At 60.5% G+C, this 20898-nt stretch carries 20 protein-coding genes; 10 read left to right on the top strand and 10 right to left on the bottom strand.

Features of this window, described 5'->3' with window-relative positions; all coding sequences use genetic code 11:
• Positions 1 to 311: 311 nt before the first annotated feature.
• The 3 genes from BN4575_RS18960 to ilvY all read right to left on the bottom strand — a co-directional run bounded on the left by BN4575_RS18960 (position 312) and on the right by ilvY (position 4291).
• A complete protein-coding gene (locus tag BN4575_RS18960) occupies positions 312 to 2894 on the bottom strand; it encodes a bifunctional acetate--CoA ligase family protein/GNAT family N-acetyltransferase (RefSeq protein ID WP_068979349.1) in 2583 nt (860 codons plus the stop codon).
• 73 nt (positions 2895 to 2967) lie between these two features.
• Entirely contained in the window at positions 2968 to 3159 is a 192-nt protein-coding gene (locus BN4575_RS18955; protein WP_068979348.1) for a hypothetical protein, read from the bottom strand.
• Between the two features lie 238 nt (positions 3160 to 3397).
• On the bottom strand, positions 3398 to 4291 hold the full coding sequence (ilvY, locus tag BN4575_RS18950) for an HTH-type transcriptional activator IlvY (RefSeq protein ID WP_068979347.1): 894 nt from the start codon (positions 4289 to 4291) through the stop codon (positions 3398 to 3400).
• A gap of 253 nt (positions 4292 to 4544) precedes the next feature.
• Here ilvY and ilvC point away from each other — a divergent pair, with 253 nt between their 5' ends.
• Entirely contained in the window at positions 4545 to 6026 is a 1482-nt protein-coding gene (ilvC, locus tag BN4575_RS18945) for a ketol-acid reductoisomerase (protein ID WP_068979346.1), read from the top strand.
• Positions 6027 to 6374: 348 nt separating this feature from the next.
• Here the strand turns inward: ilvC and pgi are convergent, their stop codons facing one another.
• From pgi to coaBC, 5 genes are all read right to left on the bottom strand, one after another.
• Positions 6375 to 8024 (bottom strand): glucose-6-phosphate isomerase, encoded by a 1650-nt coding sequence (gene pgi, locus BN4575_RS18940; protein WP_068979345.1) that lies wholly within the window; start codon positions 8022 to 8024, stop codon positions 6375 to 6377.
• A 347-nt stretch (positions 8025 to 8371) separates the two neighbouring features.
• A complete protein-coding gene (locus BN4575_RS18935) occupies positions 8372 to 9208 on the bottom strand; it encodes a mechanosensitive ion channel domain-containing protein (protein WP_068979344.1) in 837 nt (278 codons plus the stop codon).
• Positions 9209 to 9374: 166 nt separating this feature from the next.
• Positions 9375 to 9971, bottom strand: coding sequence for a nucleoid occlusion factor SlmA (gene slmA / locus BN4575_RS18930; RefSeq protein ID WP_033113593.1), 597 nt, complete (start codon positions 9969 to 9971; stop codon positions 9375 to 9377).
• 68 nt (positions 9972 to 10039) lie between these two features.
• Positions 10040 to 10498 (bottom strand): dUTP diphosphatase, encoded by a 459-nt coding sequence (gene dut / locus BN4575_RS18925; RefSeq protein ID WP_033113594.1) that lies wholly within the window; start codon positions 10496 to 10498, stop codon positions 10040 to 10042.
• An 85-nt stretch (positions 10499 to 10583) separates the two neighbouring features.
• On the bottom strand, positions 10584 to 11786 hold the full coding sequence (coaBC, locus tag BN4575_RS18920; protein ID WP_068979343.1) for a bifunctional phosphopantothenoylcysteine decarboxylase/phosphopantothenate--cysteine ligase CoaBC: 1203 nt from the start codon (positions 11784 to 11786) through the stop codon (positions 10584 to 10586).
• Positions 11787 to 11932: 146 nt separating this feature from the next.
• Between coaBC and radC the strand changes: the two genes are divergently transcribed.
• The 6 genes from radC (at position 11933) to BN4575_RS18895 (ending at position 15596) form a co-directional block, all read left to right on the top strand.
• On the top strand, positions 11933 to 12607 hold the full coding sequence (radC, locus tag BN4575_RS18915; RefSeq protein WP_068979342.1) for a RadC family protein: 675 nt from the start codon (positions 11933 to 11935) through the stop codon (positions 12605 to 12607).
• Between the two features lie 137 nt (positions 12608 to 12744).
• Complete coding sequence (gene rpmB / locus BN4575_RS21370; protein WP_005321271.1) at positions 12745 to 12981, top strand: 50S ribosomal protein L28; 237 nt, start codon at positions 12745 to 12747, stop codon at positions 12979 to 12981.
• An 11-nt stretch (positions 12982 to 12992) separates the two neighbouring features.
• The gene (gene rpmG, locus BN4575_RS18910) at positions 12993 to 13160 is read left to right on the top strand and encodes a 50S ribosomal protein L33 (protein ID WP_005323752.1); all 168 of its coding nucleotides are present in this window, start codon (positions 12993 to 12995) and stop codon (positions 13158 to 13160) included.
• Positions 13161 to 13253: 93 nt separating this feature from the next.
• Positions 13254 to 13709, top strand: coding sequence for a hypothetical protein (locus BN4575_RS18905; RefSeq protein ID WP_068979341.1), 456 nt, complete (start codon positions 13254 to 13256; stop codon positions 13707 to 13709).
• Between the two features lie 24 nt (positions 13710 to 13733).
• Positions 13734 to 14546 (top strand): bifunctional DNA-formamidopyrimidine glycosylase/DNA-(apurinic or apyrimidinic site) lyase, encoded by an 813-nt coding sequence (gene mutM / locus BN4575_RS18900; RefSeq protein WP_068979340.1) that lies wholly within the window; start codon positions 13734 to 13736, stop codon positions 14544 to 14546.
• 114 nt (positions 14547 to 14660) lie between these two features.
• Complete coding sequence (locus BN4575_RS18895) at positions 14661 to 15596, top strand: VirK/YbjX family protein (protein WP_083221083.1); 936 nt, start codon at positions 14661 to 14663, stop codon at positions 15594 to 15596.
• A gap of 94 nt (positions 15597 to 15690) precedes the next feature.
• Here the strand turns inward: BN4575_RS18895 and coaD are convergent, their stop codons facing one another.
• Positions 15691 to 16173 carry a pantetheine-phosphate adenylyltransferase gene (coaD, locus tag BN4575_RS18890; RefSeq protein ID WP_042022649.1) on the bottom strand — a complete coding sequence of 161 codons (483 nt, stop codon included), beginning with the start codon at positions 16171 to 16173 and terminating at the stop codon, positions 15691 to 15693.
• Positions 16174 to 16405: 232 nt separating this feature from the next.
• On the opposite strand from coaD, the gene BN4575_RS18885 reads away from it, so the two are divergent.
• Positions 16406 to 17443 carry a glycosyltransferase family 9 protein gene (locus BN4575_RS18885; protein WP_068979338.1) on the top strand — a complete coding sequence of 346 codons (1038 nt, stop codon included), beginning with the start codon at positions 16406 to 16408 and terminating at the stop codon, positions 17441 to 17443.
• Between the two features lie 51 nt (positions 17444 to 17494).
• Here the strand turns inward: BN4575_RS18885 and BN4575_RS18880 are convergent, their stop codons facing one another.
• On the bottom strand, positions 17495 to 18271 hold the full coding sequence (locus BN4575_RS18880) for a glycosyltransferase family 2 protein (RefSeq protein ID WP_068979337.1): 777 nt from the start codon (positions 18269 to 18271) through the stop codon (positions 17495 to 17497).
• Between the two features lie 276 nt (positions 18272 to 18547).
• On the opposite strand from BN4575_RS18880, the gene waaF reads away from it, so the two are divergent.
• Both waaF and waaA read left to right on the top strand, forming a co-directional pair.
• Complete coding sequence (waaF, locus tag BN4575_RS18875; RefSeq protein ID WP_068979336.1) at positions 18548 to 19582, top strand: lipopolysaccharide heptosyltransferase II; 1035 nt, start codon at positions 18548 to 18550, stop codon at positions 19580 to 19582.
• A 1-nt stretch (position 19583) separates the two neighbouring features.
• On the top strand, positions 19584 to 20849 hold the full coding sequence (gene waaA / locus BN4575_RS18870) for a lipid IV(A) 3-deoxy-D-manno-octulosonic acid transferase (RefSeq protein ID WP_068979335.1): 1266 nt from the start codon (positions 19584 to 19586) through the stop codon (positions 20847 to 20849).
• Positions 20850 to 20898: the final 49 nt, after the last annotated feature.

The raw sequence follows: 20898 nt of genomic DNA, 5'->3' as shown, positions 1-20898 counted from the left end.
TCACGCCGGGGGTCGCGGGTTCGAGTCCCGTCCGCTCCGCCACTAATTTTAAAGGCCTTCCCGATTGGGAAGGCCTTTTTGCTATGGGCAGATTTTGCCCATTGAAGCCCATGTTTGCACACCAGAGTGAACACCAAAGCCCGCTTTCTCGACTGGGCTTTGTCATTTTTAGTGTGTTAAACAGTCAATGCTTGGCGTTTACCTACCGGGAGATGGCTCAAAAACCTGTCATTCCCGCCATTTTCTATCTATATCAGAGCCTTATCAGCTCAATTTACAGCCATTTGATTGGTGCTATGTCCGACCACAAATCAGGCTTCTGCCGCCTGCTGGCTACAGAGAAGTTCCATATTGACCACCCCATCCTCCATCTGGACGTCGATCTTGAAGCCAAGCCGCTTGGCGAGGTTGACCATGCCACGGTTGCTGGGCATGGTCATGCCGGATAGCTGACCAATCCCCTGCTCTTTGGCATAACGGATGATCTTTTCCATCATCAATTTGCCGAGGCCCACCCCTTTCAAGTCCGATCGCACCAGAATGGCAAACTCGGCATCGCTCAGGTCCGGGGTCGAGATAGCGCGTACCACACCGAGGATCTGATCCTGCAGTTCGCCATCCTGCCCTACCGCCACAAAGGCCATCTCCCGGTCGTAATCGATCTGGGTCATGCGGGCCAGCTCTTCATGGCCCAGTTCGCCCACATCGGCAAAGAAGCGCTTGTACCTGTCTTCATCGGAGACTTGCAGTACGAACTGCTTGTGAGCCGGTTCATCTTCCGGCCGGATCGGGCGCAGCAGGATGTGGCGCTGGTCTTTCAGCCAGGCACCCTCCTCCAGTTCGGTGGGATAGGGGCGGATCGCCAGTCGATTGCTGGTCGGGATGGCGGGGTCTGCCAGCGTGAGGCTGGCATCCAGTACTACCATCTCGGCACCGCACGCTTGTAGCGGATGCAGATCCAGCTCCTGAATCTCCGGAAAGGCGAGCAGCAGCTCGGAGAGCTGGCAGAGCACCTGACCGAGAGCATCGATATCCAGGCGCTCCGGTGTCGCCTGTTCGCGGATTTTGCGACTCTTGAGTGCGCCGATGATCTGGTAACGAGCCAGCGCCTGATTGAGCGGTGGCAAGGCCGCTACCATCTCCTGCGGCTCCGCACCCGATTCACCCAGCAGGATGACGGGGCCAAAGATGGCGTCTTGCTGGATCCGCACCCGCAGCTCCAGGCCGCCGCTGCGTCGTGCCATCCGCTGCACCAGCAAGCCTTCGATGCGGGCGCCCGGATCATGTTGTCTGACCCGATCCAGAATGGCATCTGCGGCTTGCGCCACTTCGGCCGAGGTGCGCAGGTTGAGTACCACGCCATGCACGGCAGACTTGTGGAGGATGTCTGGTGATCGCAGTTTCACAGCTACCGGATAGCCGATCTGCTCGGCGGTCAGGGTCGCCTCGATGGCGTCGGTGACGATCCAGGTTGGCAGGGTCGAGAGACCTGCGGCTTGCAAAATCGGGTGCACCAGATGGGTATCCAGCCTCAGCTGCTTGCGCTCCTGCGCCTGACGGATCAGTTGTTGGCACAGCTCGACATTGAGCTGGTTGCCGTGCAGTGACGCCGGGGTTTCCATCAGCTGCTTCTGGTTGCGACGGTATTCCACCATGTGCATGAAGGCGGCCATGGCGCTTTCCGGGGTACGGTAGGTCGGGAAGCCCGCCTCGGTAAAGAGCTTGCGCCCCTCCTGCGCCGAGTATTCACCCGCCCAGTTGGTGAGGATGTTGAAACGGCGCGCTCTGGGGTGCTGTTTCAGATGGGCGATAAGATGGCTGGCCAGCGGCGCGCTCGGTGCCGTTAGCGAGGGGGCGTGGATGATCAGGATGGCGTCGATGCCGTCTTCTAGCAACACGCTGTCCAGCGCCTCCTGATAGGTGGTGATGGTGGCATCGCTGCCGATATCGAGCGGCGGGCGAGCCAGCTTGCCGCCCCGCTCCAGCAGCACATCCACTGCCATATTGGCCAGCCCGCGACCGTTGGAGATGATGGCGAGCCGCTCCCCCTTGAGGGTCATGGAGTGGCTGAGGGTTTCGACCGCGGCAAACAGTTCGTGGGTATCCCGCACCCGCAGCATACCGGCACGGCGGATGGCGGCATCATAGACATTGTCAAGGCCATGGGCCGGATCGTGGCGCCCGCTTTTCAGCACCAGGATTGGCTTGTTACGCGAGGCTGCCCGCGCCGCCGAGAGAAAGTGGCGGGCATCGTGCAGTTTGTCCATGTAGATCAAGATGGCGCGGGTGACGCTGTCGCGGGAGAGTTGATCCAGCAGCTGGCCGAAGTCGATATCGCAGTGGTCACCCAGGGAGATGAAGGCGGAAAAGCCCAGCTCATGCTGTTTGGCCCAATCCAGAATGGTGGTGCTGACGGCGGCGGATTGCGAGAGAAAAGCGACCTGTCCCGGCTTGGCGGCAATGGGGGAAAAGCTGGCGTTGATCCCCTGGCCGGGCAGCAGCATCCCCATGCTGTTGGGGCCGAGCAGGCGAATGCCATATTGCTGGCAGACCCGTTTCAGCTCCAGTCGCTCCTCGGGGGAAAAGTCGGCGGCCAGTATGATGGCGGCTCCCGCGCCCTTTTGGCCGAGCGCCTCCAGCAATGGCAAGACCCGTTCCCGCCTGGTGCAGATGATGGCGAGATCCGGGGTTAGCGGCAGACTGGCGATATCGGGATAGGCCAGCACGCCGGCGATGGCTGTGTTGCGCGGGGTTACCGGGAGGATGGGTCCTTTGAACTGGCCCGCCAGCAGGTGGCGCACGATTACGTGACCCGCCTTGAGCGGGTCGGTCGAGGCGCCGATCACGGCGATTGATTGGGGTTTGAACAGCCGATCCAGACCGCTTGCGTTCATGGGCACTCCCGACAAAAGGGGGAAGATACCAGTCTAATACGCCTTTGCTGCGGGTTCTGTGACCGGCTCCTGATCACCGTTTGTTCAGGGCATTGGCGCGCAGATAAAAGCGCAGTTCGCCTTGCACCCGGCGAATGGCGCCGAGGTGGCGTTCCTGCAGATAGATATCCTGCTCCCGGTCCAGCGCCGTGCTGGGCACCCCCATGCTTTGCAGATACTCGTCAAACAGGGTTGAACTCTTGATCTCTACCAGATGCTGTTTCATGGCTCTCCTCCCTGCGCCTTGGCGTTTGTTGATTAACGCCCAGTCTGCGATGACCTGTCGGGTTTGCCTATTGTCATTTCTGACACGAGATTTGACACGAGAGCGCTCACACATCTTTCAGAGAGGGCACCGTGGAGGCGCTGGCTGGCGTATCGGCAATCGAGCAGCCTATTCGCGCCCGTAATTTTCATCCCTCTGCCATCTAACTGCGGCCTATCGCGACCGCTATCAGCCTATTTCAGCGCAGTGAACCCTGATTCTGCGCGGTATCCCAGAAGGCACGGATCAGCGGTTCCTCCAGCCGCTTCTTGAGTACCCCGATCCCCACATCAAATGGCTTGAAGGCGGGTTTGAGGTCGATGATCCGCACCTTGTCGCCGAGGGGGCTGTGGTCGATCACCGCCGCCGGTACCAATCCTACGCCACAACCGAGCGCCACCATGGCGACGATCCCCTCGTTACCCGCCACTTCGGCGTAGATGTTGGGGGCTATCCCCTTGTTGCGAAACCACTGATCGCTGCGTTTGCGGGCCAATCCCTGCTCGGAGAGGATGACCGGCAACTGTTCCCAGTCCGGCTCCCCCTGGCGGAACCACTGGTTCAGCTGGGGCGCATTACGCGGCGCGATAAAGACCAGCGGCACCAGCCGCAGGCTGGCGAATTCGAGCTTGGCGGGCAGGGCATCGGGACGGGCGGCGATGGCGAGATCGGCTTCGTCGGCCAGGATCTTGTCCACCGCCAGCGCGGGGTCTCCGGTCTCCAGCTTGATCTCCAGCTGGGGGTAGCGGCGGCGAAAGCGCTCCAGCACTTCGGGCAGCAAAAAGTAGCTAGCAGTGACCGAGCAGAACACTCGCAGCCGCCCTTGCAGCGGTTCGTCGCTGCGTTTGAGCTCCTGTTTGAGCTGACGCCACTCCTGCAACAGGCCGCCACCAAACTCCCGCAGCTTCTCGCCGGCTGGGGTGAGCCGTACCGAGCGGTTGTCCCGCTCGAACAGGATGCAGCCGGTCTCCTGCTCCAGTCGCTGGATGGCGCGGCTCAGGGTGGAGGGGCTGACCGCCATGGCATCGGCGCTCTTGCCGAAGTGAAGGGAGTCGGCGAGGTGGAGAAATAGCTCGAGATTGCGAAGGTCCATTGATCACTTCCTGCTGCAGTCAGGGCATAAATTCATGCCGAACCGTTCGGCTCTGGCAACCGCCTCCCCGGATAAGTCAGCTGCAATTTTGCTGAAATGGGGAGTCACATGGGGTGAAACTGCCAAGAATCATCTTTCAATTCTTGCAACATACTGTTTCGAATATATCAGTTCAGGCAATAAGTGTCCCGCGCTATAGTGGTTCAGACAACGCCGCTAACCGGCATGGAATCAATCGAACGGAGCAATCACCATGGCTAACTATTTCAACACCTTGAACCTGCGTCAGCAGTTGGCCCAACTGGGCAAGTGTCGTTTCATGCAGCGAGCGGAATTCGCCGACGGTTGCGACGTGCTGAAGGGCAAGAAGGTGGTGATTGTGGGCTGTGGTGCCCAGGGGCTGAACCAGGGTCTGAACATGCGTGACTCAGGGCTGGATATCTCTTACGCCCTGCGCAAGGCCGCCATCACCGAGAAGCGCGCCTCCTGGCAGAAGGCTACCGACAACGGCTTCGCGGTCGGCACCTATGAAGAGCTGATCCCGACCGCCGATCTGGTGCTGAACCTGACCCCGGACAAACAGCACTCCGACGTCGTGAAAACCGTGATGCCGCTGATGAAGCAGGGCGCAGCACTGGGCTACTCCCACGGCTTCAACGTGGTGGAAGAGGGTCAGCAGATCCGCGCCGACATCACTGTCGTCATGGTAGCGCCGAAGTGCCCGGGTACCGAAGTGCGTGAAGAGTACAAGCGCGGTTTCGGTGTGCCGACTCTGCTTGCCGTCCACCCGGAGAACGATCCCAAGGGTGAAGGTATGGCCATCGCCAAGGCGTGGGCCTCTGCCACCGGCGGCGACCGTGCCGGGGTGCTGGAATCCTCCTTCGTGGCGGAAGTGAAATCTGATCTGATGGGCGAGCAGACTATCCTCTGCGGCATGCTGCAGGCCGGTTCCCTGCTCTGCTACGACAAGCTGGTTGCTGAAGGAACCGACAAGGCCTATGCCGGCAAGTTAATCCAGTTCGGTTGGGAGACCATCACCGAAGCCCTGAAACAGGGTGGCATCAGCCTGATGATGGACCGACTCTCCAACCCAGCTAAACTGCGCGCCTTCGAGCTCTCCGAGCAGCTCAAGACCCTGATGCGCCCGCTGTTCGAGAAGCACATGGACGACATCATCGCCGGTGAGTTCTCCCGCGGCATGATGGCCGACTGGGCCGAAGATGACGTCAAACTGTTCACCTGGCGTGAAGAGACCGGCAAGTCCGCTTTCGAAAACGCCCCGGCGTTCGCTGGCAAGATTGCCGAGCAGGAGTACTTCGACCATGGCGTGGTGATGGTGGCCATGGTCAAGGCGGGTGTCGAGCTGGCGTTCGAGACCATGGTGGCTTCCGGTATCTACGAGGAGTCTGCCTATTACGAATCCCTGCACGAGCTGCCGCTGATCGCCAACACCGTTGCCCGCAAGCGTCTGTACGAGATGAACGTGGTTATCTCCGATACCGCCGAGTACGGTAACTACCTGTTCGCCAACGCCGCTGTGCCGTTGCTGCGTGAGCACTTCATGCCGACCCTGAAAGCGGGCGATCTGGGTGCCAGCAAGGCGGAAGGGCAGAGCGTCGACAACCTGGCGCTGCTGGCGGCCAACGAAGCGACCCGTAACCATCCGATCGAGAAGATCGGTCAGGTACTGCGTGGTTACATGAAGGACATGAAACGCATCGCTGTTGGTGGTTAATCAGGTATGACCCGCAACCATGCCTGGTGCGAGAAAATCGGTCAGGTACTGCGTGGCTACATGAAGGACATGAAACGCATCGCCGTTGGCGGTTAATCAGGCATGACCCGCAACCATGCCTGATGCGAGAAGATCAGTCAGGTACTGCGCGGTTACATGAAGGACATGAAACGTATCGCTGTTGGCGGTTAAGCCAGCATCGGGCTGGATGATGAAGGGGCGGGGATGACGATCCCCGTCGCCAGTCGGACTGGACACCCGACCGGCCAGCCAGAAAATCCGGCCCGACAGCTATAAAAAAGCCCCGCTCATCGAGCGGGGCTTTTGCATTCAGAAAGGCCGGATAAATCAGGCTTTCCACGCTTTCCAGGTATTGATCAGACCGTTGGTGGAGCAGTCGTGGCTGGTGACAGCCTCGGTGGTGTTGAGCTCCGGCAGGATCTTGTTAGCCAGCTGTTTGCCCAGCTCCACGCCCCACTGGTCGAAGCTGAAGATGTTCCAGATTGCGCCCTGTACGAAGATCTTGTGCTCGTACATGGCGATCAGGGCACCCAGGGTTTTCGGGGTCAGGCTCTTGAACAGTATGCTGTTGGTCGGGCGGTTGCCTTCGAACACCTTGAACGGCACCAGATCCTTGACCTGCTCCAGAGTCTTGCCTGCCGCCAGGAACTCGGCTTCGACCTGCTCTTTGCTCTTGCCGAAGGCCAGTGCCTCGGTCTGGGCGAAGAAGTTGGCCAGCAGTTTCGGATGGTGGTCACCGATCGGGTTGTGGCTGATGGCTGGTGCCAGGAAGTCACAGGGGATCAGCTTGGTGCCCTGGTGGATCAGCTGGTAGAAGGCGTGCTGGCCGTTGGTGCCTGGCTCACCCCAGATGATGGGGCCAGTCTGGTAGTCAACCGGCTTGCCGTTGCGATCCACGTACTTGCCGTTGGATTCCATGTTGCCCTGCTGGAAGTAGGCAGGGAAGCGGTGCATGTACTGGTCGTACGGCAGGATTGCTTCGGACTCGGCACCGTAGAAGTTGTTGTACCACAGGCCAATCAGCGCCAGCAGCACCGGCACGTTCTGCTCATAGGAGGCGGTGGCGAAGTGCATGTCCATCTCGAAGGCGCCTTGCAGCAGGGCTTCGAAGTTTTCGAAACCGACGGAGAGGGCGATGGGCATGCCGATGGCAGACCAGGAGGAGTAGCGGCCGCCAACCCAGTCCCAGAACTCGAACATGTTTTTGGTGTCGATACCGAATTCGGCCACGGCCTTGCCGTTGGTGGAGAGCGCAGCGAAGTGCTTGGCAACGTGGGCCTTGTCACCGGCGATGTTGATGAACCAGTCGCGGGCGGTCAGGGCGTTGGTCATGGTTTCCTGAGTGGTGAAGGTCTTGGAGGCCACCAGGAACAGGGTGGTTTCCGGATCGATCTTCTTCAGGGTCTCGGCGATGTGGGTGCCATCGACGTTGGAGACGAAGTGCATCTGCAGGTGGTTTTTGTAGGGGCGTAGTGCCTCGGTGATCATCACCGGGCCCAGATCAGAGCCACCGATCCCGATGTTGACCACGTGCTGGATTGCCTTGCCGGTGTAGCCTTTCCACTCGCCGGAGATGATCTTCTCGCAGAAGCCCTTCATCTTGGCCAGTACGGCGTTCACTTCCGGCATCACATCCTTGCCGTCGCACTCGACGGGGCGGTCGGAGCGGTTGCGCAGGGCCACGTGCAGTACGGAGCGGCCTTCGGTCATGTTGATCTTCTCGCCATTGAACATGGCGTCGATCGCGCTGCGAAGATCGGTCTCTTTGGCCAGATCAACCAGCAACTTGAGGGTATCTTCGGTGATCAGGTTCTTTGAGTAATCAACCAGAATGTCGCCGCCGAAGGTGAGGGAAAACTTGTCAAAGCGCTTCGGGTCCTGCGCGAACAGATCCTTGAGTTGTGTCTCTTTGTTTGCTGCAAAGTGGGCTGCCAGTGCCTGCCAGGCCTGGGTTTGGGTTGGATTGATATTTTTCATAGGATTCCTGAAATGCCAAGTTGTGTTTGAACCTTGCAGGCAAGGTCCCGCCAAACCTTATTATCCGAGCATTATAGCGAGCCGATCGGGCGGCCCGTGTAACAGATTTTTACCGATTGTCTTTTACCGCAATGGGTCACTGTCGGGAGCATACAACCAGAACATTGGGATTATGAGTCACTAAAGCAAGGCGGATCTTGCGCTTGCTCATGATTGGGGCCACCCCGATGACCTGAAATTGTTTTCATCCGGTTGGCTTGGTTATGCATTGCAACGGCCATGGGCCGGGGCCAGAAACGACAATGCCAGCCCGAAGGCTGGCATTGTGTATTGCAGCAGAACCGCGATCACGCCTGCGGTTTTTGCATGTGCATGACCATCTGCGGGAAGGGGATCTCGATGCCTTCGGCATCAAAGGCCAGTTTCACCTTCTCGTGGAAGTCGAACCAGACACCCCAGTAATCAGCGGTTTTCACCCAGGGGCGTACCACGATATTGACCGAGGAGTCGGCCAGTGCGGCGACGGCGATGGTGGCAGCCGGATCTTTCAGGATGCGCGGCTCTTCATTCACCAGCCGCTCGAGGATCTGCTTGGCCTTGCGCAGGTCAGAGCCGTAGCCAATGCCGAAGGTCATGTCGACGCGGCGGGTATCCATCCGTGAGTAGTTGACGATGGTGCCGTTGAGAATGGCGGAGTTCGGGACTACCACCATCTTGTTGTCAGCGGAGGTGAGGGTAGTGGTAAAGAGCTGTACGGATTGCACGACCCCGTTGGTGCCTGCTACTTCGATAAACTCACCCGCCTTGATGGGGCGGAAGATGATCAGCAGGAAGCCAGCGGCGAAGTTGGAGAGCGAGCCCTGCAGCGCCAGACCGATGGCCAGACCGGCGGCACCGATAATGGCGACGAAGGAGGCGGTCTGTACCCCGACCCGGCCCAGCGCGGCGATCACCACGAACACCAGGATGGCGTACTTGAGGATGCTGCCGACGAAGTGAGTGATGGTGATGTCGAGCTTGCGGGTTTGCATCACCTTGACCACGCCGCCGCTGAGCAGGTTGGCGGCGATATAGCCGACCAGCAGGGTCAGCAGGGCGGCGGCAATATTGACACCGTACTCGATCAGCAGTCCCTGATTATTGACCAGCCAGGTCTGTGCTTCGGTAATGATTTCGGGTTCCATAGGATGTCCTGTCAGGTTCTAAAAGGTTTATGGTGGATAAATCTAACACCGCAGCGCGACAGTCCGGGTCGCATCTGGTACTTCTTTTCTGCCATAAAAACCTGACACAAAAAAGAAGGGAGGCCAAGGCCTCCCTTCTTTTTTGCCGAATGACGCTAAAAAACCATCAGCTCTGCAGCAACTGGCTGCGGATAAATTGCCACTGATCCTCGAACCCGGCGGTCGGCTTGAGCTTGAACTCGGAGCGCACAAACTGACTGATGCGGCCTTCGGTGTAGGCCAGCAGCAGATTGGCCAGCATGGTCTCGTCAAGTTGGAAGCCCTGACCCTCGCGCAGTCGCTTCTCGCGCAGCACCTGTTTGAGCTGGGTTTCCAGCTTGTCGAACAGGATACTGATGCGATCCCGCAGCCGATCGTGTTCACCCAGCAGGGCGTCGCCGTTGAGGATGCGGGTGATGCCGGGATTGCGCTCGGCAAACACCAGCAGCAGCTGAAGGATGTGGTGGCAGCGCGCCATGGTGTCCTTCTCTTCCGCCATGATCAGATTGACCCGTGACAGCAGGGAATCCTCGATAAAGTCGATCAGCCCCTCGAACATCCGCGCCTTGCTGGGAAAATGCCGATAGAGGGCTGCTTCAGATACGCCGACCTCGGCCGCCAGACGGGCCGTGGTGATGCGCTGCCCCGGACTGGTTTCCAGCATATGGGCGAGCGCTTGCAGGATCTGATCGCGCCGACTCTGTTTCTGATTACTGCTTGCCATGGATTCCCCTAAAAAAACAATGGCTTGGTTCTATTATTAGACACCGCCCAAAGGGCTGGTGTGGTCTGTTATTGACGACCAGAAGAACCAAAACCGCCTTCACCCCGTTCGCTCTGATTGAACTCATCGACCAGTTGGAAGCTGGCCTGAACCACCGGCATGATCACCAGCTGGGCGATGCGCTCGCCGGGCTGCATGGTGAACTCATCTTTGCCACGGTTCCAGACCGAGACCATCAGCTGGCCCTGGTAATCGGAATCGACCAGACCCACCAGGTTGCCCAGCACGATGCCGTGCTTATGGCCGAGGCCGGAGCGGGGCAGGATGGTGGCACACAGAGCCGGATCCTGAATGTGAATGGCCAGACCGGTCGGCACCAGGGTGGTATCACCGGGGGCCAGGGTCAGCGGCGCATCCAGCAGGGCGCGCAGGTCCATACCGGCAGAGCCCGGTGTGGCGTAGGCGGGCAGCGGGTACTCGGTACCGATACGGGCATCCAGAATCTTCAGTTCAATTTGTGTTGTCATGAATCGCTTGTTCAGTTGGATCTTGTGTCGGCGCCCCTCTTGGCACGGCAAGGGGGGCGTCATGAGTCTTGCGTTATCGGGACGCTCAGCGCCGGTAGTGGCGCGCAATCAGGGCGATCAGGTGACGGGCCAGCGTCAGCTTGTCGGCCAGCGGCAGCGGGGCCTGGCCCCCTTGCCAGAACACGGTCAGGGCGTTGTCATCGGCGTTGAAGCCCTGCCCTTCGCGGGACACATCGTTGGCGGCGATCATGTCCAGCCGCTTACGCTGCAACTTGTCGAGGGCGTATTGTTCCACATCCACGGTTTCGGCGGCAAATCCGACGGTGAAGGGTTTGTCTGCCAGGGCACCAACGGCCGCGATGATGTCGGGATTCTTCACCAGCTTCACCATCATCTGGTCGTTATCGCCGGTCTTTTTGATCTTCTGGCTGGCCACCTGCTCGGGGCGATAGTCGGCCACCGCGGCGCAGCCGATGAAGAGGTCACACTCGCCGACCCGGCTCATCACCGCCTGATGCATCTGCTCGGCGCTCTCCACATCGACACGGGTAACGCCAGCCGGAGTGGCCAGTGCCACAGGCCCGCTCACCAGCGTCACCTCTGCACCCGCCTCACGGGCGGCACGGGCGATGGCATAGCCCATCTTGCCGGAGCTGTGGTTGCTGATGTAGCGCACCGGATCCAGCGCCTCGCGGGTTGGACCTGCGGTCAGCAGCAGCTTGATGCCCGCCAGCAACGGCTCGGCGGCCAGCTGCTGACAGCAGCGATCCACCAGATCGAGGGGATCCAGCATCCGGCCGGGGCCGACATCGCCACAGGCCTGGCTGCCGGCATCCGGCCCCCACAGCAGAATGCCGCGGCTGGCCAGGGTCTTGAGGTTGGCCTGGGTCGCGGCGTTGAGATACATCTGCTGGTTCATGGCGGGCGCCAGCGCGATGGGTGCCGGGGTCGCCAGACAGAGGGTGGTCAGCAGTTCGTCGGCCATGCCGGCGGCCATCCGTGCCATCAGGTTGGCGCTGGCGGGGGCGATCAGTATCAGATCGGCCCACTTGGCCAGCTCGATATGGCCCATGCCCGCTTCGGCAGAGGGATCCAGCAGGCTGTAGGCCACCGGATGACCGGAGACCGCCTGCAGGGTCAGCGGGGTGATGAACTCTTTGGCGGAGCGGGTCATCACCACCCGAACTTCGGCCCCCTGATCTTTCAGGCGACGTACCAGCTCGGCACTCTTGTAGGCGGCGATCCCGCCACTGACACCCAACAGGATGCGTTTATCGGCCAATCTCATCTGCTGTTTCTCTATCCGGCTCACTTTGACTGGTCGGCTAAGATACCACAGGCAATGGATGACGACAGGGGTTGGCATCAAGGGGGTGGTCGGGTGCGCGCAATTTTTTGCTATGTTTTCTCTCAACAGGGATGAGGGAGAGACAAATGAGCATTAAGGAGTGGCCGGAGGATGAACGACCCAGAGAGAAGCTGCTGCGTCAGGGGCCCGCTGCGCTCTCCGATGCCGAGCTGCTCGCGATCTTTTTGCGTACCGGTGTCAATGGCCTGAGTGCGGTGGATCTCTCGCGCAACCTGTTGAATCAATTCGGCTCTTTGCGCAGCTTACTGGGGGCGGATCAGCGGGCATTCTGCGAGGCACACGGCTTGGGCCCTGCCAAATATGCCCAGTTGCAGGCGGTGCTGGAGATGGCCAGGCGTCATTTGGCCGAACAGTTGCAACGGGGCGATGCCCTCAGCTCGCCCCAGCTAACCCGGGATTATCTGCAGGCTCAGTTGCGAGATCGGCCGCGAGAGGTATTTGCGCTGTTATTGCTCGATAACCAGCACAGAGTCATTCAATTTGTTGAGCTTTTTTACGGCACAATCGATTCGGCCAGCGTCTGGCCCAGAGAAATCGTGCAGATCGCGCTCAAACATAATGCAGCTGCGGTGATTCTGGCGCATAATCACCCGTCCGGCGTCGCCGAGCCCAGCAGGGCCGACCGCCAGATCACGGATCGGATCACGGCCGCCTTGGCCCTGATCGATATTAGAGTGCTGGATCACTTGGTGATCGGTGATGGCATCACGGTTTCGTTTGCCGAGCGCGGTTGGTTATGACTGTGCTCCGGCTCCGTATTAGTTGATCTTTGATCATGGATGCTGTATAAAATGCCGCCTTCTGTTTGCCCCGCAATCGAAGGCCAGCGGGGCAGACATTTGCTCGAGCAATTGAAGTAAGATTTGGAGAGACGGACATGTCTAGAGTATGTCAAGTAACCGGCAAGCGTCCGGCCGTTGGTAACAACCGTTCGCACGCAAACAACGCTACCAAGCGTCGTTTCCTGCCGAACCTGCACACTCACCGTTTTTGGGTTGAGGGTGAAAAACGCTTCGTAAGCCTGCGCGTATCCGCAAAAGGCATGCGTATTATCGACAAGCGTGGCGTTGAAGTGGTTCTGGCTGAACTGCGCGCCAGCGGTGTTAAGGTATAAGGAATTAGATCATGGCTAAAGGTATTCGCGATAAGATTCGTCTGAACTCCAGCGCCGGTACTGGTCACTTCTATACCACTACCAAGAACAAGCGCACCATGCCCGAAAAAATGGAGATCAAAAAGTTTGATCCCGTTATTCGTCAGCATGTGATCTACAAGGAAGGCAAAATCAAGTAATTACTTGATGCTGCATTCCCAAAAACCCGGCTTCGTGCCGGGTTTTTTTATGGGCGGAATTCAGTACACTGCCGGAGCGAAAGGAGGCTTGTCATGTTGAAATTGAGCCGCAAAGGCTGGAATAACGTGATCATCGTGGTGGTGCTGATCGTGATCACCCTGTTGCACCGGATGGAGAGTGCCCAGCAGGAGAACAGCGCCAAGCGGGCGCGCCCCTTGCTGCCTGATGCGGCCGTGGTGCTCACCTGGCAGGGGCCGAGCTGGCAGATCGAGCGGATTGGCCAGGGCTGGCGCAGTGGGGCGGAGCTGGGGCTCAACAGTGAGCAGCTGGCTGCCCGTCTGGCCCGTTGGCAGAGCTGGTTGCTGCCCCCCGGCGAGGCGGTGCGTGGTACGCCGGTGACCATCAAGGTATGGATGGCCGGCCAGAACGATCCGGTCGAGATTGGCCTCTATCAGAACAGCGGCCAATATGGCGCCCAGCTGCCATCCGGTCTCTGGCTCTCCCTCACTGTCGAGCAGTATCGCGATCTGTTGCGTCCTGCTCCCTGAGTGCTTTTTCCTTGCGAGGTGCCAATGCCTGAATTGCCAGAAGTTGAAGTCAGCCGTCAGGGGATCTCCCCCTGGCTCACCGGCATCAAGGTGACGCGCGTGGTGGTGCGGGATGGCCGCCTGCGTTGGCCGATCCCCGGTGAAATTCAGGAGCTGGTGGACCTCACCATCCATCGGGTGCGTCGCCGTGCCAAATACCTGCTGCTGGAGACCGATTTCGGCACCGCCATCCTTCATCTGGGGATGTCTGGCAGCCTGCGGGTGCTGGATATCGGCACCCCGGCCGAGAAGCACGACCACGTGGATATCGAGCTGGAGAATGGCAAGCTGCTGCGGCTCAACGATCCGCGCCGCTTCGGCGCCCTGCTGTGGACCCGTGAACCGGCCGAAGCCCACGCGCTGCTCGCCAAGCTGGGGCCCGAGCCGCTCACCGATGCCTTCAATGCTGATTACCTGCGCGAGCGCGCCAAGGGGCGCAGCACCGCCATCAAGCAGTTCCTGATGGACAATCAGGTGGTGGTCGGGGTGGGCAACATCTACGCCAATGAGGCGCTCTATGCCGCTGGCATTCACCCCAAACGGGCGGCGGGCAATATCAGTGGTGAGCGGCTGGGAACCCTGGTGGCCGAGATCAAGCGAGTACTGGCCGAGGCCATTCGTCAGGGGGGCACCACCCTCAAGGATTTCACCAGCGCCGATGGCAAGCCGGGCTATTTCGTGCAGCAGTTGCAGGTCTATGGCCGTGGCGGTCAGCCCTGTTTCCACTGTCACACCTTGCTGACCGAGATAAGAATGGGCCAGCGCACCACCGTTTTTTGCAGTCATTGCCAGCGCTGAGCGCACTTTTTGCTCCGATCCGGGGGAAGTTGTAACAGCGTATTGCCACGCTGTTGAAGATTTGCACAGCTGTCACTAATATCCCGACCGTTCAGGCGGTTTGAGAATATAAAAATGACAGTTAAATCAATAGACTGGGAATATTTATCCCGGCAGGAGCGCTATTGCGCAAAATCCATGGCCCGCTTCCTCTACCCCGAGGGATGTGACCGAAAAACCTTCAATCGCGGCAAGTTCGTGCTGCGCAGCCTGCTCTATCGCAAGTCGCTGAGCCGGGTCTTCAGCCTGTTTCAGTGCGAGTCGCTCAATGCGCTGCCAGCCATCTACCCCGAGCTGCTCGACAAGCCGATGCGTCCTTACCGATTCGCCTGTGCCAGCGCCCGTCAACGGGCCGAGATGCTGGAAGCTCACTATCGGTTGCTCCTCGAGTGTTACCCGCAGCTGATTGACCCGCTCTATCTGGGCGAGGGGATTGAGCTGGGGCACTATCCCCAGAGCGGCTGCCGCATCCTGCTGCGCCATGACGGCACCTTCCGCCGCGAGGCCGAGCTGGCGCTCTCCATCGTCAACGGCGAGGGACAGCGCCTCTACAGCTGCGCCTTTTCGCTGGCGGGCAGTGCGGAGCGTTTGATTCTAATGATCGGCTCCATGCAGGGGCCGGAGCCTGCGGTCGACAATGCTCAGGATCGGGTGCGCGAGCTGACCAAAGAGGGACACGGCCTGCGGCCCAAATCCCTGCTGGTACAGCTGGTGCTGCAACTGGCGCAGAGCATGGGGGCGGCAGAGGTGCTGGCGGTGCGCAAGCGGGCCCACGTGTTCCAGGCCAAGCGCTACAGCAGCAAGCAGAAAGCCAACCTGCAGGCTGATTATGACGAGCTGTGGCAGGAGTTCGACGCTCGGGATGTGGACGCCAACTTCGTCGCCCTGCAAGCGCAGCCGCGCAAGCCGCTGGAGGAGATCGCCTCCAAGAAGCGGGCCATGTACCGGCGCCGCTACGAGTGGCTCGATCTGTTGGTGCAGGGGATGACCGCGCGGTTTGCCCGCCAGTAACCGGCAAGTAGGCTGAAGTCTCCATAACGAGGCTAATACAACAAGGGCTACCCGCGGGTAGCCCTTGTTCGTTGTTGCTGCTTTGGAAGGTTTTTTACCCTTTCTGCTTGGCGGCGATGGCCTTGGCCACCACGGGATCGACAAACTGGCGGATATCACCGCCGTGCAGCGCCACCTCTTTCACCAGGGTGGAGGAGATAAAGGAGTTCTCTTCCGCCGGGGTGAGGAAGACGCTCTCCAGCTCCGGCATCAGACGGCGGTTCATGTTGGCCAACTGGAACTCGTACTCGAAGTCGGAGACGGCGCGCAGGCCGCGGATCAGCACATTGGCCTGATGCTCCTTGGCGAAATCCACCAGCAGGCCGGAGAAGCCCACCACCTTGACGTTAGGCAACTGGCTGGTCACTTGCTGTACCAGCTGGACCCGCTCTGCCAGATCGAACAGCGGGCGCTTGCTCGGGCTGTTGGCAACGCCGACCACCACCTCGTCAAACAGCTTGGCGGCGCGGCCGATCAGGTCAGCGTGGCCATTGGTCACGGGATCAAATGTCCCGGGATAAATTACCCTGGTAGTCATGTTTGCAGTCCTGCAGCCTGTAAATTTGGTCGCATTATAGGGGGGATTTGGCTGTTATCGCGACAGCCGACGCCTCAGAATTTATTCATTGCGCGCTGTCTGAGGTACATTTTGGCGGTTTTAATCCATGTCAGCAGGTCTCTTCGCTTGAGAATAGCCCTGCATCAGGCAAGAATACGCCCATCGCGCATCAAGCCTCCTTGCAGTGGTGACAGGGAGCAAAGGGATTTTTATGAAACGTATTCTGGTCGTTCGCAATGACAAGATTGGTGACTTCATGCTGGCATGGCCGAGCTTCGCCATGCTCAAAGGATCCATGGCGTGTCATGTGACGGCGCTGGTTCCTGCCTACACTGCGCCGCTGGCCCGGCTCTGCCCCTGGATTGACGAGGTGATCATCGATCCGGGCGTCGGTGCCGACAAGGAGCAACAGCGCGCGCTGCTGGCGCGGATCAAGGCGGCGGCGTTCGATGCGTCCATCTGCCTCTTCTCCAACTCCCGCAACGCCATGCTGGTATGGAAGGCACACATCCCCTACCGGCTGGCCCCGGCGACCAAGCTGGCGCAGGTGCTCTACAACCAGCGACTGGTGCAGCGCCGTTCCCGCTCCCAGAAGCCGGAGTCCGAGTACAACCTGGAGCTGATCCGCCGTTTCCTGGCCGATCAGCAGGTGGCCGTGGTGGAGCCCCAGACGCCTTTTCTGCAGTTCGACCCCGCAACCCTGTTGCAGGTGCGCGAACAGTTGGCGCTCAGGCTCAAGCTCGACGTTAACCGCCCCTGGCTGATGGTGCATGCCGGCAGTGGCGGTTCGGCCAACAACCTCTCCATCGAGCAGTATGCCCGCATCATCATCAAGCTCAATCAGGCCTGCCCAGAGCTGCAGTGCGTGCTGACCGCAGGTCCGGGCGAGGAGAAGATCGCCGAACAGCTGGCTGCCGAGCTGTTAGCCCACGGCGGCAACGGCTGGATCTACCGCTCCAGCGATGGTCTGCCGATGTTCTGTCAGGTGCTGGCCAACGCGGCGTTGTTCGTGGCAGGCAGTACCGGGCCGCTCCACATTGCCGGCGCGCTGGATGTGCCGACCATAGGTTTCTTCCCGATGCGCCGCTCTGCTACCCCGCTGCGCTGGAAGCCCCTCAACAGCGAAGGTCGTCACCTTGCCTTCAGCCCGCCAGAGGATAGCGACCACCCGGAGGATATGAGCCAGCTCGATCCCAAGGCCATGGTGCCGGAGATGGCCCGCTGGGCGGCGCCTTTCTGGCAGAAGTAAGGTATGCAGCAATGCAAACAGGGCCCCGCGGGGCCCTGTTTCGTATGACGGTTATTCCGGCTGCTGTGGCTGCTGGCGCACCCAGAGGTCGGCGTATTTGACGAAGGTGGAGTGGGCGGAGAGGATCGCCAGCAGCAGCCCCTGCTTGCCATCGAGGAAACCGGCTTTTAGCAGGTACATCTTGAGGAAGCAGCCGACGGCGTGGAGCAGCCCCTGACTGAGGGAGCCCTTCTTGCCGCGAGCAGTGCGCTGATCGGCCCAGGCACGGGCATAACCGGCGGATTTCACCAGATAGTGCTCCAGATCCCGATAGGTGAAGTGGAGCAGGTCGCCATGGAGATTGACGATCTTCATGTTGGCCCGCACTTCCACCTTCTCGTGCACCAGCGCTTCGTTGTAGCTGGTGAGTGCCTTGGGATAGAGGCGCAGCACCCGATCCGGATACCAGCCGCTGTGGCGGATAAAGCGGCCAAACACCCAGGAAAGGCGTGGGATCGAGTAGATGGTATCGCTGGCTGGATTGGTCATCACCTTGGCGATGGCGGTTTTCAGCTCGGGGGTGAGCCGCTCGTCGGCATCCAGCCACAGTACCCAGTCGGACTGCACGTGGGACTGGGCCAGTCGGCGCTGCTTGCCAAAGCCCGGCCACTTCTCGTTGACGAAGAAACGGGCGCCAAACTCGGCGGCAATGGCCGGGGTCTCGTCCTGGCTGCCGGAGTCCAGAATGACGATCTCGTCCACCAGTCCGTCGAGGGAGGCGAGGCACTTGCGCAGGTTGTCGGCTTCATTCTTGACAATCAGAACGGCAGCCAGAGTCGGTTTTTTCACAAAATTGGGCTCATGGTTATTGCCCGGCTGGTGGGGCGAATGGGTATTGATGGGCCATTCTAACGGAAAAGCGGGCCAAAGAGAGAGCCGCCATTGCCCGTTTCTGCCTGCTGTTTGCCTGTTTCGTCTCGCCCGGTTGGAAGAAGGTCACCGCTGGAAAAATGAGGTTGCTGGGGGGATTGCCAAGGATCTTCTGTTATTTATCCGACCATTCTTGGGGCATAATCTCGCCCAGTGATGATTAACAGTCGGGCCCGTCCCGAGAGAAGACGCGTGATGAAAATATTGGTGATCGGCCCCTCCTGGGTCGGCGACATGGTGATGTCCCAGAGTCTCTACAAGGCGATCAAGGCCAACCACCCGGAGTGTGAGCTGCACGTGATGGCGCCATCCTGGTGCTGCGCCCTGCTGGAGCGGATGCCGGAGGTGGACAAGGCGATCACCATGCCCCTTGGCCACGGTGACTTCAAGCTGGTGGCGCGCCGCCGCCTTGGTAAGCAGCTGGCGGCCGAGAAGTACGATCAGGCCATCGTCCAGCCCAACTCCATGAAGTCGGCGCTGATCCCCTGGTTTGCCCGCATTCCGGTGCGTACTGGCTGGAAGGGCGAGAGCCGCTACGGTCTGCTCAATGACCTGCGCAGCAACAAGTCTGCCTTCCCGCTGATGGTGGAGGGCTATCTGGCGCTCGCCTATCCCAAGGCGCAGATGAAGAGCCGGGCCGATATTCCGACCATTCCGCACCCTTCTCTGCACGTTGACCTGATCAACCAGAGCAAGGCGCTGGAACGGCTGGGGCTGGATCGCGCCCGCCCGGTGCTGGTGCTCTGCCCCGGTGCCGAGTTCGGCCCGGCCAAACGCTGGCCGGAGGGGCACTACGCCGTGGTGGCCCAGCAACATCTGGACGAAGGGTGGCAGGTGTGGATCTTCGGCTCCAACAAGGATCTGCCGGTCGGCAACACCATCCGGGATCGGGTCAATCTGCTGACCCGCCCCAACTGCCATGTGCTGGCGGGCAAGACCAGCCTGCACGAGGCGATCGATCTGATGGCGCTGGCCAGCCGGGTCATCTCCAACGACTCCGGCCTGATGCACATCGCCGCCGCCCTCAACCGGCCACTGGTCGGCGTTTATGGCTCCACCTCGCCGCTCTACACCCCGCCGCTGGCGGATCGGGTCGAGATCGTCCACACCGACATCGAGTGCCGCCCCTGCTTCAAGCGCACCTGCAAGTTCGGCCATCTCAAGTGCCTGATCGACTTGCCGCCGGAGCAGGTGGTCGATGCCTGCAAGAAGCTGGAGCAGAGCCAGTAAGATGCCCTACCGTCTGCTCTACAACCTGCTGATCCATCTGGGATTGCCGCTGGCGCTGCTGGCGCTCTACAAGCCGAAAAAGGGTAAGCCCGGCTTTGGCGAGCGCTGGGCCGAGCATCTCGGGCGACTGCCCGCCACCGGACAGGATGCACCGCTGTGGATCCATGCGGTGAGCGTGGGGGAGACGCTGGCCATCACGCCGCTGATTCGAGCTCTCAAGGCGGAGCGGCCCGATCTGCCGATCCTGCTCACCACCACCACCCGCACCGGCGCCGAGCAGGCCGCCAAGCTGGGGGAGCTGGTTGTGCATCGCTACGCGCCGCTCGACTACCCCTGGGCGGTGGCGGCTTTTCTCGACACCTTCAAGCCGCGCGCGCTCTGGGTGATGGAGACCGAGCTGTGGCCGAACTGGCTGGCCGCCTGCGAGACGCGCCATCTGCCGGTGACCATCATCAATGCCCGCCTTTCCGAGCGATCCTGCCAGCGTTATGCCCGCTTCCATGGCGCCTTCGACGCCCTGAGTCGGCCGCTGACCCATCTGCTCTGTCAGCATCAGGATGACGCCGACCGCTTCGCCCGCCTCGGCATCGATCGTTCGCGGCTGGCGGTGACCGGTTCCATCAAGTTCGATATCCAGTTTGGTGACGAGGTGCAGACCAAAGGGCGCGCCCTGCGTCAGCAGCTGGGGGCGGAGCGGCCGGTCTGGATCGCCGCCAGCACCCATCAGGGTGAGGACGAGCAGGTGCTGGCCGCCTTCGATCTGCTGCTCAAACGCCATCCCGCTGCGCTGCTGATCCTGGTGCCGCGTCATCCCGAGCGGTTCGATCGGGTGGCCGAGCTGTGCGCCTCTTATGGCTGCGTGCGGCGCACTGATGGTGCTGCGGTGAGTGCGGAGGATAAGGTCTATCTCGGCGATACCATGGGCGAGCTGCCGCTGATGCTGGCGGCGGCCGATGTGGCCTTCGTTGGTGGCAGTCTGGTGAAGATCGGCGGCCACAACCTGCTGGAGCCGGCGGCGCTCGGCAAGCCCTGCCTGACTGGCCCCGCCTACTTCAACTTCAGCGATATCACCCGCCAGCTGGTGGCTCAGGGGGGCGCCGCCATCGTGGCAGATGCCGCCGCACTGGGCGAGCAGGTGAGCCAGCTGTTTACCGATGAGACCGCTTGCCGCGAGATGGGGGAGCAGGCCCGTGCCGTGGTGCTGCGCAATCAGGGGGCGCTGGCGCGCACTCTCTCGCATTGCCTCGCCGCGCTGGAAAACGACTGACTCCCGGCCATGCAGACAAGATGGCAGCCATAAAAAAACGGAGCGCGAT

Origin of the sequence: Aeromonas sp. EERV15 (genome assembly GCF_900079845.1) — a bacterium.
Classification (GTDB): domain Bacteria; phylum Pseudomonadota; class Gammaproteobacteria; order Enterobacterales; family Aeromonadaceae; genus Aeromonas; species Aeromonas sobria.
This window is presented reverse-complemented; position numbering and strand designations above follow the sequence as displayed.